The 14,071-nt window shown below is 72.7% G+C and carries 10 protein-coding genes and 1 riboswitch; of the genes, 9 read left to right on the forward strand and 1 reads right to left on the reverse strand.

Going from position 1 to position 14,071, the window contains the following annotated elements; translation table 11 throughout:
* The first annotated feature begins 90 nt into the window (after positions 1–90).
* The 9 genes from ABTX18_RS24620 to cobI all read left to right on the forward strand — a co-directional run bounded on the left by ABTX18_RS24620 (position 91) and on the right by cobI (position 13,335).
* On the forward strand, positions 91–1,383 hold the full coding sequence (locus ABTX18_RS24620; protein ID WP_352124914.1) for an inorganic phosphate transporter: 1,293 nt from the start codon (positions 91–93) through the stop codon (positions 1,381–1,383).
* A gap of 34 nt (positions 1,384–1,417) precedes the next feature.
* Positions 1,418–1,651: a hypothetical protein gene (locus ABTX18_RS24625; RefSeq protein ID WP_352124915.1), complete on the forward strand. Its 234-nt coding sequence runs from the start codon at positions 1,418–1,420 to the stop codon at positions 1,649–1,651.
* A gap of 152 nt (positions 1,652–1,803) precedes the next feature.
* Positions 1,804–1,934: riboswitch (cobalamin riboswitch) on the forward strand.
* Between the two features lie 134 nt (positions 1,935–2,068).
* The gene (locus ABTX18_RS24630; protein WP_352124916.1) at positions 2,069–3,112 is read left to right on the forward strand and encodes a cobalamin biosynthesis protein; all 1,044 of its coding nucleotides are present in this window, start codon (positions 2,069–2,071) and stop codon (positions 3,110–3,112) included.
* The gene (locus ABTX18_RS24635) at positions 3,109–4,650 is read left to right on the forward strand and encodes a cobyric acid synthase (RefSeq protein WP_352124917.1); all 1,542 of its coding nucleotides are present in this window, start codon (positions 3,109–3,111) and stop codon (positions 4,648–4,650) included. The genes ABTX18_RS24630 and ABTX18_RS24635 overlap by 4 nt, the downstream gene beginning before the upstream one ends.
* 32 nt (positions 4,651–4,682) lie before the next feature.
* Positions 4,683–8,333: a cobaltochelatase subunit CobN gene (gene cobN, locus ABTX18_RS24640; protein WP_352125192.1), complete on the forward strand. Its 3,651-nt coding sequence runs from the start codon at positions 4,683–4,685 to the stop codon at positions 8,331–8,333.
* A 139-nt stretch (positions 8,334–8,472) separates the two neighbouring features.
* The gene (locus ABTX18_RS24645) at positions 8,473–10,503 is read left to right on the forward strand and encodes a putative cobaltochelatase (RefSeq protein WP_352124918.1); all 2,031 of its coding nucleotides are present in this window, start codon (positions 8,473–8,475) and stop codon (positions 10,501–10,503) included.
* On the forward strand, positions 10,503–11,102 hold the full coding sequence (gene cobO / locus ABTX18_RS24650; protein WP_352124919.1) for a cob(I)yrinic acid a,c-diamide adenosyltransferase: 600 nt from the start codon (positions 10,503–10,505) through the stop codon (positions 11,100–11,102). Before ABTX18_RS24645 ends, cobO begins: the two co-directional genes overlap by 1 nt.
* Positions 11,096–12,610 (forward strand): cobyrinic acid a,c-diamide synthase CobB, encoded by a 1,515-nt coding sequence (locus ABTX18_RS24655; RefSeq protein WP_352124920.1) that lies wholly within the window; start codon positions 11,096–11,098, stop codon positions 12,608–12,610. The genes cobO and ABTX18_RS24655 overlap by 7 nt, the downstream gene beginning before the upstream one ends.
* Positions 12,607–13,335, forward strand: a complete 729-nt coding sequence (cobI, locus tag ABTX18_RS24660; RefSeq protein WP_352124921.1) for a precorrin-2 C(20)-methyltransferase — start codon at positions 12,607–12,609, stop codon at positions 13,333–13,335. The genes ABTX18_RS24655 and cobI overlap by 4 nt, the downstream gene beginning before the upstream one ends.
* A gap of 5 nt (positions 13,336–13,340) precedes the next feature.
* Here the strand turns inward: cobI and ABTX18_RS24665 are convergent, their stop codons facing one another.
* On the reverse strand, positions 13,341–14,063 hold the full coding sequence (locus ABTX18_RS24665) for a ZIP family metal transporter (protein WP_352124922.1): 723 nt from the start codon (positions 14,061–14,063) through the stop codon (positions 13,341–13,343).
* Positions 14,064–14,071: the final 8 nt, after the last annotated feature.

Below are 14,071 nucleotides of genomic sequence, written 5' to 3' on the forward strand. Positions count from 1 at the left end.
GTCACCGCGACGCCCTGCTCAGTTCATCTTCCGTTCACTCAGGTTGCCTACGGTCCACGTGCCACTGACGTCGAACGATTGCCTGGGTAAATGGAACACATCACGCTGCTGCTCGCGATTGTGATCGTGACAGCTCTAGTGTTCGATTTCACGAACGGTTTCCACGACACCGCCAACGCGATGGCCACCACCATCTCGACCGGCGCACTCAAACCCAAGACAGCGGTGGCCATGTCCGCCGTTCTCAACCTCGTAGGCGCGTTCCTGTCGGTGGAGGTCGCCAAGACGATCTCCGGCGGGATCATCAACGAAGACGGGCTCAGAACCGAGGTCATCTTCGCGGCGCTCGTCGGCGCCATCCTGTGGAATCTCCTGACCTGGCTGGTCGGCCTGCCGTCCAGCTCCTCCCACGCACTGTTCGGCGGCCTGATCGGCGCCGCGGTGATGTCCGCGGGCTGGTCCTCGGTCGACGGCGGTACCGTCGTCACCAAGGTGCTGCTCCCCGCGGTCGCCGCGCCGGTCGTCGCCGGTCTGGCCGCGCTGCTGGCCACCCGGCTGACGTACCGCATCGGCGGGAAGGTCACGGGCGGCGCCCAGGAGAAGGCCACCGCGAAGGGTTACCGCGCCGGGCAGATCGCCTCGGCCGGGCTCGTCTCGCTCGCGCACGGCACCAACGACGCGCAGAAGACCATGGGCATCATCACGCTCGCCCTGGTCACCGGCGGCGTCCTCTCCCCCGGCTCCAACCCGCCGGTCTGGGTCATCGTGGCCGCCGGCCTCGCCATCGCACTCGGCACCTACCTGGGCGGCTGGCGCATCATCCGCACCATGGGCAGCGGCCTGACCGAGCTGAAGCCGCCGCAGGGCTTCGCCGCCCAGACCAGTGCGGCCACCGTCATCCTGGCCTCCTCGCACCTCGGCTTCTCCCTCTCCACCACCCAGTCGTGCTCGGGCGCCGTCATGGGCGCGGGCCTCGGCCGCAAGGGCGGCGTCGTCCGCTGGTCGACCGCCACCCGGATGTTCGTCGCCTGGGGCCTGACCCTGCCGGCCGCCGGTCTGGTCGGCGCGGGTGCGGAGTTCCTCACCAAGCAGGGCACCTGGGGTGTCGTGGTCGTCGCCGCGCTCCTGATCGCGGGCTCCGGCGCGATCTGGACGCTGTCGCGCCGCAAGCCCGTCGGGCACGGCGATGTGGCACCCGGCGGCCAGCACGCGGCCGCCGGAACCGGCGAGCCCTCGGGCGTCGTCACCACCGCCATCGCGGCCGTCAGCCCGCCGCCCACCGCGGCCGCCCAGACCCACGACCTCACGGCCACCATCCCGGCCCCGGCCGGACCGGTCGCCGCCGGACCGGTCGCCGACCCGGCCCGACCCGCCACGGTTTAGGCATCACACGAGCCTTTGGTAAGGACAGATCCGCATGAACATCGACTGGGCAGCCCTCGGCACCGTCTTCGGCGTCTCCCTCGTCGCCACCGTCGCTCTCGTGGGCCTCTTCACCCTCGGCATCGTCGGCCTCTCCAAGCAGCCGGAACCAGCCGCGCAGGGCGGGTCCGCGGGCGGATCGCTCGCCCTGGCCCGCACCGGCGCGTACGTCTGCTTCGGACTGTGCGCCGCGGCCGTGGCGTACGGCATCTATCTGATCGTCGCCTGAGCCCCACCACTCCCACCCGCATCGGGCCGGACGCACCTCGTGTGCGTCCGGCCCGATGTGCGTCTCAGCACACTGCGCCGTCGCAGGTCAACGGCGAGTTGACGGGTGTTCGCGGGGCGTGGTGGACTGCCGGAGCCATTACGGCGACAGCAGAGGAAGCCGGTGCGAATCCGGCGCGGTCCCGCCACTGTCACCGGGGAGCAGTCCCCCACCACGGAAGTCACGGTCCACGCAAGCGGACTGGAAGACCGGGGGAACCGCGGATCCGGAAGCCAGGAGACTCTCGTCGCCGTCACGTCGAACCAGGGCGCGGACCCTGAGTGAGGACATATCGCCATGCCCGGCTGCCGTGCGTCCGTCCCTGTGCCACTCCGAACAGGTCCCCAGGTCCTCCGAGGCGCAACGGCCGGCTGAACCGTGCGTGCCGATCGCATCTTCGCGTACGGCGCCACGGCCGGTCTGATCGGCGATTCTCTGCTCGGTGACCCCCGCAGGGGACACCCGGTCGCCGCCTTCGGGCGGGCCGCGGCAGGCGTCGAACGCCGTCTGTGGCGCGACCACCGCGGGTGGGGCGCACTGCACACCCTGATCTGCGCCGGAGGCGCCACCGGGGGTGCCGCCCTGGCCTCCCGTGCGCTGCGCCGCCACCCCGCCGCGTCCGTCGCCCTGACCGCCGCTGCCACCTGGTCCGTCCTCGGCGGTACGTCGCTGGGGCGCGAGGCCCGGTCCATCGGCGACGCCCTGACCGCCGGGGACCTGGGCCTCGCCCGTGAGCGGCTGCCTCGCTTGTGCGGCCGCGACCCGCAGTCCCTGGACGGCCCGCAGATCGCCCGCGCCGTCGTGGAGTCCGTCGCCGAGAACACCTCGGACGCCGTGGTCGGCGCCCTCGTGTGGGGCGCGCTGGGCGGGGTTCCCGGACTCGTCGGGTTCCGCGCCGTGAACACGCTCGACGCGATGGTCGGTCACAAGTCGCCCCGCTACCGGCGTTACGGCTGGGCCTCGGCCCGCCTCGACGACGTGGCGGGATGGCCCGGCGCCCGGCTGACGGCCCTGCTCGCCGTGACCGCCGGGGGGCGGCCACGGCGAGCGGTCCGGGCCTGGCGGGCGGACGCGGCCAAGCACCCGAGCCCCAACGCGGGCCCGGTGGAGGCCTCGTTCGCGGGGGCGCTCGGCGTACGGCTCGGCGGGACGCTCTCGTACGGCGGCCGGGTCGAGCACCGTCCCGCCCTCAACGGCGAGACGGGACGGGCGGTGGAGCCCGGGGACATCGAGCGGGCCGTACGGCTGTCGCGCCGGGTGAGCACTCTGGCCCTCGGCGTGAGCGTGGCGGCCCGCCTGGGCGCGGGGTTCGCGGCACGGCGGATCGCGGCACGGCGGATCGCGGGGGCCCGCACCACCGTTGCCCGTACCCATGGCCCTGGACTCCCAGGAACCCGACTCCCAGGACGGAGACCGATATGAGCGGCGGGCTGCTGGTCGCCGGGACCACCTCCGACGCGGGCAAGAGCGTCGTCACGGCGGGCATCTGCCGCTGGCTGGTGCGCCGCGGCGTGAAGGTCGCGCCGTTCAAGGCGCAGAACATGTCGCTCAACTCCTTCGTCACCCGGGAGGGCGCCGAGATCGGCCGCGCCCAGGCCATGCAGGCCCAGGCCGCCCGGGTGGAGCCGACCGCCCTGATGAACCCGGTGCTGCTCAAGCCCGGCAGCGACCGCTCCAGCCAGGTCGTCCTGATGGGTCGTCCGGTCGGTGAGATGAGTGCCCGCGGCTACCACGGCGGCCGGCAGGAGTCGCTCCTGTCCACCGTCGTGGACTGCCTGGAACAACTCCGGGGCACGTATGACGCGGTGATCTGCGAAGGGGCGGGCAGTCCGGCCGAGATCAATCTGCGGCGCACGGACATCGTGAACATGGGCATCGCACGGGCGGCACGCTTCCCGGTGGTGGTCGTCGGCGACATCGACCGCGGCGGGGTCTTCGCCTCGTTCTTCGGAACGACGGCGCTGCTCTCGGCCGAGGACCAGTCGCTGATCGCCGGCTACCTGGTCAACAAGTTCCGCGGCGACGTCTCGCTCCTGGAGCCCGGCCTGGACATGCTGCGCGAGCTGACGGGACGTCCGACGTACGGGGTGCTGCCGTTCGCGCACGGCCTCGGCATCGACGAGGAGGACGGGCTGCGGGTCTCGCTGCGCGGCACCGTACGCGAATCGGTCGTCGCGCCGCCGCACGGCGAGGACATCCTGCGCGTCGCCGTGTGCGCCGTCCCGCTGATGTCCAACTTCACCGACGTGGACGCGCTCGCCGCCGAACCGGGCGTCGTCGTGCGGTTCGTGGACCGCGCCGAGGAGCTCGCCGACGCCGACCTCGTCATCGTGCCCGGCACCCGCGGCACCGTGAAGGCGCTCGCCTGGCTGCGCGAGCGCGGGCTCGCCGACGCGCTGCTGCGGCGCGGGGCCGAGGGCCGGCCGGTCCTCGGTATCTGCGGCGGCTACCAGATCCTCGGCGAACGCATCGAGGACGACGTGGAGTCGCGCGCGGGGCAGGTCGAAGGGCTCGGGCTGCTGCCCGTACGCGTCCGGTTCGACCGCGAGAAGACCCTCGCCCGCCCGGTCGGCGAGGCGCTCGGCGCCCCGGTCGAGGGGTACGAGATCCACCACGGCGTCGCGGACGTGCGCGGCGGTGAGCCGTTCCTCACCGACGGACAAGGACAGCGCATCGACGGCTGCCGGACCGGCGCCGTGTGGGGCACCCACTGGCACGGCTCGCTGGAGAGCGACGCCTTCCGCCGCCGCTTCCTGACCGAGATCGCGAAGGCAGCCGGCCGACGCTTCGTGCCCGCCCCCGACACCTGCTTCGCCGGGCTGCGGGAGGAGCAGCTCGACCGCCTCGGCGACCTGATCGAAGAACACGCGGACACCGATGCGCTGTGGCGACTCATCGAGTCGGGCGCACCGGCAGGACTTCCCTTCATCGCCCCCGGAGCACCTGGAGCACGCGCATGAACGCGCCACTGACCGCCCCGCTCGACGCCCCGCTGAGCACCGTGCTGCTGTTGTCGACGGCCGACACCGACCTCCTCGCCGCCCGTGTCTCCGGCGCCCCCTACCGGATCGGCAACCCGACCCGTATCGACGTCCAGGACGAGCTGCCCGCGCTGATCGCGGGCTCCTCCGTCGCCGTCGTCCGCCTCCTGGGCGGCAAGCGCGCCTGGGAGGACGGCCTCGCGGCCCTGAAGGCGTCCGGCATCCCGACCGTGCTGCTCGGCGGCGAGACGGTGCCGGACGCGGAGCTGATGGCCGAGTCGTCCGCGCCGGCCGGCGTCGTCGCCGAGGCGCTGCGCTATCTGGTGGAGGGCGGCCCCGGGAACCTCGTCGAACTCGCCCGCTTCCTCTCCGACACCGTCCTGCTGACCGGGCACGGGTTCGCCGAACCGCAGAAGATGCCCGAGTGGGGTCTCCACGGCAGCCGTACGTTCACCGAGGGCCGCCCGACCGTCGGCGTGCTCTTCTACCGGGCGCACCACCTCTCCGGCAACACCTCGTTCGTCGACGTGCTGTGCGACGCCGTCGAGGCGCGCGGCGCCAACGCCCTCCCCGTCTACTGCGGTTCGCTGCGCGGCGCGGACCCGGGGCTGTACGAGCTCCTCGGCCGGGCCGACGCCCTGGTCGCCACGGTGCTCGCGGCCGGCGGGACCCGCGCGTCGGACGCCTCGGCCGGGGGCGACGACGAGGCCTGGGACATCGGCGCGCTCGCCGACCTGAACGTGCCGGTGCTGCAAGGGCTCTGCCTCACCTCCTCGCGCGCCGCCTGGGAAGCCTCGGACGCGGCCGTGACCCCCATGGACGCGGCGATGCAGGTCGCCATCCCCGAGTTCGACGGCCGGCTCATCACCGTGTCGTTCTCCTTCAAGGAGCAGGGCCCGGACGAGGTGCCCGTGTACCGCGCCGACCCCGAGCGGGCCGCACGCGTCGCCGGGATCGCCGTGCGCCACGCCGTCCTCAAGCACAAGCCCAACGCGGAGAAGAAGCTCGCCCTGGTCTTCACCGCCTACCCCACCAAGCACTCCCGCGTCGGCAACGCGGTCGGCCTGGACACGCCCGCCTCCGCGGTCCGCGTGCTGGACGCCCTGCGCGACGCCGGTTACGGGGTGGACGGCCACCCGGACAACGGCGACGAGCTCATCCACCGCCTCATCAACGCCGGCGGCCACGACGTGGAGTGGCTGACCGAGGAGCAGCTCGCGGCGGCACCCGCCCGGGTCCCGCTGGCCGACTACCGGGCCTGGTTCGCGAAGCTGGAGCCGGGGCTGCGCGACTCGATGTTGGAGCACTGGGGCGAGCCGCCGGGCTCGCTGTACGTGGACGGGGACGACATCGTCCTCGCCTCGCTCCAGTTCGGGAACGTGGTGGTGCTGATCCAGCCGCCGCGCGGCTTCGGCGAGAACCCGATCGCGATCTACCACGACCCGGACATGCCGCCCTCGCACCACTACCTGGCGACGTACCGCTGGCTGGAGAACACGTTCGGCGCGGACGCCGTCGTCCACATGGGCAAGCACGGCACGATGGAGTGGCTGCCCGGCAAGGGCCTCGGCCTGTCCGCCGGCTGCGGCCCGGACGCGGTGCTCGGCGAACTGCCGCTGATCTACCCGTTCATCGTCAACGACCCGGGCGAGGGCACCCAGGCCAAGCGCCGGGGCCACGCCACGGTGGTGGACCACCTGGTGCCGCCGATGGCGCGCGCCGACACGTACGGCGATCTGGCGAAGCTCGAGCAACTGCTCGACGAGTACGCGCTGGTCAGCGACCTCGACCCGACGAAGGCGCCCGCCGTGCGGGCGCAGATCTGGACGCTGGTCAAGGCCGCCGAGCTCCACCACGACCTGCATGTCGACGAGCAGCCGGGCGACGACGCCTTCGACTCGTTCGTCATGCACATCGACGGCTACCTCTGCGAGATCAAGGACGTCCAGATCCGCGACGGTCTCCACATCCTGGGCGGCGGCCCGGTCGACGAGGCACGGGTCAACCTGGTGCTGGCCGTCCTGCGCGCCTCACAGGTGTGGGGCGGCACGGCGAACGCGCTGCCCGGGCTGCGGGCGGCCATCGCCGGGCACTTCGGGCTGAGCGAGAAGGAGTTGCTGGGCGAGCCGGGCGCCCCCGTGAAGGTGCCGGCCGAGCTGAGTGAGCTGGTGGACGGCCCGGCCAGGACGGGTGCGGACGCGATCGACCTGCTGGAGCAGCTGTGCCGCCGCCTCGCGGAGGGCATGGAGGCGCGCGGCTGGGAGCTCACGGCGGTGGCCGGTCTGGTGCGGGAGGTGCTGGGCTTCGAACTCCCGGACGCCGTCGCCGTCCTGGGCTTCGCCTGCGAGGAGGTCGTGCCCCGGCTGGCCCGGACGACCGACGAGATCGACCACATCCTGCTGGCACTGGACGGTGGCTTCGTGCCGGCGGGGCCTTCGGGTTCGCCTACGCGCGGGCTCGTGAACGTCCTGCCGACGGGCCGGAACTTCTACTCCGTCGACCCGAAGGCGATCCCGTCCCGGCTGTCGTGGGAGGTCGGCCAGTCGCTCGCGGACTCGTTGATCGCCCGGTACCTCGCCGACACGGGCGCCTACCCGAAGTCGGTCGGCCTGACCGTGTGGGGCACCTCCGCCATGCGCACCCAGGGCGACGACATCGCGGAGATCCTGGCGCTGCTCGGCTGCCGACCGGTGTGGGACGACGCCTCGCGCCGGGTCACCGGCTTCGAGGTGGTGCCGGTGAGCGAGCTCGGCCGGCCGCGCATCGATGTGACGGTCCGCATCTCGGGCTTCTTCCGGGACGCGTTCCCGCATGTGGTGGGCCTGATCGACGACGCGGTGCGCGCGGTGGCGGAACTGGACGAGCCGGCCGACGCCAACTACGTACGGGCGCACGCCGACGAGGACACCGCGGTCCACGGTGACCGCCGACGGGCCACGGCACGCATCTTCGGCTCGAAGCCGGGGGCGTACGGGGCGGGGCTGCTGCCGCTGATCGACGCGCGCAACTGGCGCAGCGATGCGGATCTGGCCGAGGTGTACGCGGTCTGGGGCGGTTACGCGTACGGGCGCGGGCTCGAGGGGCGGGCGGCGCGCGGGGACATGGAGACGGCGTTCCGGCGGATCGCGGTGGCGGCGAAGAACGTGGACACGCGGGAGCACGATCTGGTCGACGCGGATGACTACTTCCAGTACCACGGCGGCATGGTCGCCATGGTGCGGCATCTGACGGGTGAGTCGCCCGAGGCGTACGTGGGGGATTCGGCGACGCCGGATCAGGTGAAGACGCGGACGCTGGGCGAGGAGACCCACAGGGTCTTCCGGGCGCGGGTCGTGAACCCGCGCTGGATGAGCGCTATGCGGCGGCACGGGTACAAGGGCGCCTTCGAGATGGCGGCGACCGTGGACTACCTGTTCGGGTACGACGCGACGGCGGGGGTGGTCGACGACTGGATGTACGAGAAGTTGTCGGCGGAGTACGTGTTCGACGAGACCAACCGGGACTTCATGAAGAAGTCCAATCCCTGGGCGCTGCGCGGGATTTCTGAGCGGTTGCTGGAGGCGGCGGAGCGGGGGCTGTGGGCGGAGCCGGACGCGGAGACGTTGGAGCGGTTGCGGGCGACGTACCTGGAGCTCGAGGGCGAGCTGGAGGGGGACGCGTGACGGGGCACGGCGTGGTGCGGGTGGCGCCTGCGGCGGGCCTGTCCCCTACCCGCCCCTTCCCGAACCGGGGCTCCGCCCCGGACCCCGCTCCTCAATCGCCGGAGGGGCTGAATATGTGCCGCTCTCCCAAGGAGGTCTCGTGAGCACGCCTTATCCCTTCACCGCCATCGTCGGGCAGGACGACCTCCGGCTCGGCCTGCTCCTCAACGCCGTCTCGCCCGCCGTCGGCGGCGTCCTCGTGCGCGGCGAGAAAGGCACCGCCAAGTCCACCGCCGTGCGCGCGCTCGCCGCGCTCATGCCGGAGGTGTCCGTTGTCCCCGGCTGCCGGTTCTCCTGCGACCCGGCATCCCCCGATCCGGCGTGTCCCGACGGTCCCCACGAGGCCGGGTCCGGCGTGTCGCGGGCGGCGCGGACCGTCGAGCTGCCCGTCGGCGCGTCCGAGGACCGGCTCGTCGGGGCGCTCGACATCGAGCGGGCGCTCGCCGAGGGCGTAAAGGCCTTCGAGCCGGGGCTGCTCGCCGACGCGCATCGCGGGATTCTGTACGTCGACGAGGTCAATCTCCTCCATGACCATCTGGTCGACCTGCTGCTGGATGCCGCCGCCATGGGTGCTTCGTACGTCGAGCGCGAAGGTGTCTCCGTACGGCATGCCGCGCGCTTCCTGCTCGTCGGGACCATGAATCCCGAAGAGGGCGAGTTGCGCCCGCAGTTGCTCGACCGGTTCGGGCTGACCGTCGAGGTCGCCGCCTCCCGTGAGACCGACCTGCGGGTCGAGGTCGTGCGGCGCCGGCTCGCGTACGACGACGATCCGGCCGCGTTCGCCGCCCGGTGGGCCGACGAGGAAGGCGCGTTGCGGGCCCGGATCGTCGCAGCACGGGCGCTCCTTCCCCAAGTGCGGCTCGGTGACGGTGCCTTGCGCCAGATCGCGGCCACCTGTGCGGCCTTCGAGGTCGACGGGATGCGGGCCGACATCGTCATGGCCCGGACCGCCACCGCTCTGGCCGCCTGGGCGGGACGTACGGACGTGCTCGCCGAGGACGTGCGGCAGGCGGCCCTGCTCGCACTCCCCCACCGGCGCCGGCGCAATCCCTTCGACGCGCCCGGGCTCGACGAGGACAAGCTCGACGACACGCTGGAGCAGAACAGCGGCGAGGACGACGATCCGGACCCGGACGGCCCCGGTGGCGGCGGCCGGCCGCCGGAGGGCGACGGGCCCGACACGCCGCCGCAGGGCGAGGGCGGGGCCGATGACACGCCCGCGCAGTCCGTGCCCGAGCAGGGCGGGGAGAAGGAACAGGAGCCGGGTAAGGAGCAGGCGGGCGGGGGCGGTGAGCAGCAGCCCGTACGGGCCGGTGAGCCGTTCCGTACGAAGATGCTGAGCGTGCCCGGTCTGGGCGAGGGTGCGGCGGGGCGGCGCTCCCGTGCGCGTACCGAGCACGGGCGGACGACCGGTGCGCGGCGGCCGCAGGGTGCGCTGACCAAGCTGCATCTGGCCGCGACCGTGCAGGCCGCCGCCCCGCATCAGCGGGCGCGGGGCCGGTCGGGGCGGGGGCTGGTGGTGCGGCGGGACGACCTGCGGCAGGCGGTGCGGGAGGGGCGCGAGGGAAATCTCGTCCTGTTCGTCGTGGACGCGTCGGGGTCGATGGCCGCCCGGCAGCGGATGACCGCCGTGAAGGGTGCGGTGCTGTCGCTGCTGATGGATGCGTACCAGCGTCGGGACAAGGTCGGGCTGATCACCTTCCGGGGCAAGGACGCCGAGGTGGTGCTGCCCCCGACGTCATCCGTGGACGCGGCTGCCGCGCGGCTGGAGATGCTGCCGACGGGTGGGCGTACCCCGGTGGCCGCCGGGCTGTTGAAGGCGCATGACGTGTTGCGGGTGGAGCGGCTGCGCGATCCTTCGCGACGGCCGTTGCTGGTCGTGGTGACCGACGGACGGGCGACCGGAGGGCCGGAGCCGGTGGCGCTGGCCGCGCGGGCCGCACGGCTGCATGAGGCCGAGGGCACGGCGTCCGTGGTCGTGGACTGCGAGTCGGGGCCCGTACGGCTCGGGCTCGCGGTGAGCCTCGCGGGTGAGCTGGGCGGCACCGCCGTCACGCTCGAGGAGCTACGGGCGGAATCGATCGCCGGGCTGGTCAAGGACGTTCAGGGTTACAGCAGGAGGGCCGCGTAATGCCGCAGGGACAGCCGGTCAGTGTGCCGGACGACGGGCTCACCACCCGGCAGCGCCGCAACCGGCCGCTGCTGGTGGTGCACACCGGTATCGGCAAGGGGAAGTCGACGGCGGCCTTCGGGCTCGCCCTGCGCGCCTGGAATCAGGGGTGGCCGATCGGGGTCTTCCAGTTCGTGAAGTCGGCGAAGTGGAAGGTCGGCGAGGAGAACGCGCTGAAGGTCCTCGGAGCCAGCGGCGAGGGCGGGTCCGTCGCCTGGCACAAAATGGGCGAGGGCTGGTCCTGGGTCCAGCGCGATCAGCAGCTGGACAACGAGGCGGCCGCGCGGGAGGGCTGGGAGCAGGTCAAGCGTGATCTGGCCGCCGAGACGTACCAGTTGTACGTGCTGGACGAGTTCGCCTACCCGATGCACTGGGGGTGGGTCGACACCGACGAGGTCGTCGAGGTGCTGCGCCGGCGGCCGGGCACCCAGCACGTGGTGATCACCGGGCGCAACGCGCCTGCCGCGCTGGTGGACGCGGCGGATCTGGTGACCGACATGTCGAAGGTGAAGCACCCGATGGACGCCGGGCAGAAGGGCCAGAGGGGCATCGAGTGGTGAACGTTCCGCGCCTGGTCATTGCCGCGCCGTCCTCCGGCAGCGGCAAGACCACCGTCGCGACGGGTCTGATGGCCGCCTTCGCCGGGCGGGGGCTCGCCGTGTCCGGGCACAAGGTGGGCCCGGACTACATCGATCCGGGTTACCACGCGCTGGCCACCGGGCGGCCGGGGCGCAATCTCGACGCGTACATGTGCGGGCCCGAGCTGATCGCTCCGTTGTTCGCGCACGGGGCGCAGGGGTGCGACCTGGCGGTCGTCGAGGGCGTCATGGGGCTGTACGACGGGGCGTCGGGGCAGGGCGAGCTGGCCTCCACGGCACAGGTCGCGAAGTTGTTGCGGGCGCCGGTGGTGCTCGTCGTGGACGCGTCGTCGCAGTCGCGGTCCGTGGCGGCGCTGGTGCACGGGTTCGCCTCCTGGGACACGCAGGTGCGGATCGGCGGGGTGATCCTGAACAAGGTCGGCTCGGACCGTCATGAGGCGCTGCTCCGGGAGGCCCTGGACGAGTCCGGGGTACCGGTGCTGGGGGTGCTGCGGCGGGCCGCGCAGGTGGAGGTTCCGTCGCGGCATCTGGGGCTGGTGCCGGTGGCTGAGCGGCGGGGTGATGCGGTGGCCGCTGTCGCGGCGATGGCTGCTCAGGTGCGGGGCGGGTGTGACCTGGAGGCGCTGATGGGCTTGGCGCGGTCCGCGCCGCCGGTGCCGGGTGCGGGTGCGTGGAGCGCGGCTGAGGCGGTGGGCGCCTGCGGCGGGCCTGTTCCCCTCCCCGCCCCTTCCCGGCAGCAACATTATGCGGCTCCGCCGCGGGGGGGCTCCGCCGCGACCCCCGCGCCTCAAACTCCCCCAGACTTCGTCCGGGGGGACCCCCAGAGGCTGAGAAGTACCCCGGAGGGGCTGGATGGGGCGAAAGGGCTGGGAGTGGTGGTTGCCGTTGCCTCCGGGCCCGCGTTCACCTTCTCCTACGCCGAGCACAGCGAGCTCCTCGCCGCCGCCGGGGCCACCGTCGTGCCGTTTGATCCGTTGCGGGACGAGGCGTTGCCCGACGGGACTCGGGGGCTCGTCGTCGGCGGTGGGTTTCCCGAGGTGTACGGGCCCGAGCTGTCGGCCAATGAGCCGTTGCGCGAGGCCGTTGCGAAGGTGACGGCGTCCGGGGCTCCGGTGGCCGCCGAGTGTGCGGGGCTGTTGTATCTGGCGCGGTCGCTGGACGGGCTGCCGATGTGCGGGGTGCTGGACGCCGAGGCGCGGATGTCGGAGCGGCTGACGCTCGGCTACCGGGACGCCGTGGCGGTCTCCGACAGCGTGCTGGCGGCCACGGGGACGCGGATGCGGGGGCACGAGTTCCATCGCACCGTGCTGGAGCCGGGGGCGGGGGAAGTGCCGGCCTGGGGCATGCACCAGCCGGAGCGGCGCGTGGAGGGGTTCGTGCAGCAGGGCGTGCACGCGAGTTATCTGCATACGCACTGGGCTTCGGCGCCCGGTGCGGCCCGTCGGTTCGTGGAGAGGTGCAAGGGATGAACACACTGGTCGGGGTCGGCGTCGGGCCCGGTGATCCGGAGCTGGTGACCGTCAAGGGCGTGAACGCGCTGCGGAACGCCGCTGTGGTCGTGGTGCCCGTGATGGACACGGGTGAGCAGGGGCGCGCCGAGGCGACGGTGTTGCACTACGTCGGGGCCGAGAAGGTCGTGCGGGTCGTGTTCGCGCTCAACGAGCGGACGGACCGGGCGCGCCGGGAGGCGGCGTGGGACGCGGCGGGTGCGCGGGTCGCGGAGTTGCTGCGTACGCATGGGTCGGTGGCGTTCGCGACCATCGGGGACCCCAATGTGTATTCGACGTTCACGTATCTCGCGCACACGATCGGTGAGCTGCTGCCGGGGACGGCCGTGGTGACGGTTCCGGGGATCACGGCGATGCAGGATCTGGCGGCGCGCAGCGGGGCGGTGCTGACCGAGGGCACCGAGCCGTTGACGCTGGTTCCGGTGACCGCCGGGGCGGATGTGCTGCGGGAGGCCCTCAAGGGGCCCGGGACGGTCGTCGCGTACAAGTTCGGGCGGCTGGCCCAGGAAGTCGCCGCGGCGTTGCGCGAGACGGGGCGGACCGGGGACGCGGTGTGGGGTTCGGCGCTCGGGCTGCCGGAGGAGTCGATCCGGCCGGCGGCGGAGCTGGCCGACGGCCCGTTGCCGTACCTCTCCACGCTGATCGCACCCGCGCCGCGCGACGGCGGGCGGGGCGGCAAGCTGTGAGGCGGTCACTGCGCGAGGCCCACCACCAGCCAGATGAAGCCCACTCCCCCGATGGTGCACAGCAGGGTGGAGCGGGCCGGGTGGTCGTGGTGCGCCTCGGGCAGGATCTCGGCTGCGGCGAGGTAGAGGAGCGCTCCGCCGAAGAAGCCGAGATAGCAGCCGAGGAGTTCCTCCGGAAGGGTGAACACGAGCGTCGTCGCCGCGCCGACGACGGGCGCCGCCGCGTCCGCGTACAGCATCGTCAGGGCCTTGCGGCGGGCGTTTCCGTACAGGCTGGTGATCGTGTACGTGTTGAAGCCGTCCGCGAAGTCGTGGGTGATGACGGCGAGGGCGACGGCCGCTCCCATGCCGCCGCCGACCTGGAAGGCCGCGCCGAGCGCCACGCCGTCCATCAGGCTGTGCAGGACCATGGCGGCCGCCGCCGTCAGTCCGACCTGGGGCACGCGTTCCTCGCTCGCGCCGTGTGCGGCCTGGCGTACGGCGAGCAGACGCTCCACCAGGTGCGCGAAGAGGAAGCCGCCCACGAACAGCAGCAGGGCCGCCGGTACGCCGAAGACGAGGCCGCCCGCCGCCTCGATGGCCTCCGGCAGGAGGTCGAGGCCGACGACGCCGAGCATCAGTCCGCCGGCGAATCCGAGCACCAGGTGGCGGCGGTCGGTGACGCGCTGGGCGACCCAGCCGCCGGCCAGGGTCATCAGGAACGCGCCGAGCGCGACGAACACCGCCATGGGCTCTT

This window comes from Streptomyces sp. NPDC096323 (genome assembly GCF_040302845.1).
Lineage (GTDB): Bacteria > Actinomycetota > Actinomycetes > Streptomycetales > Streptomycetaceae > Streptomyces.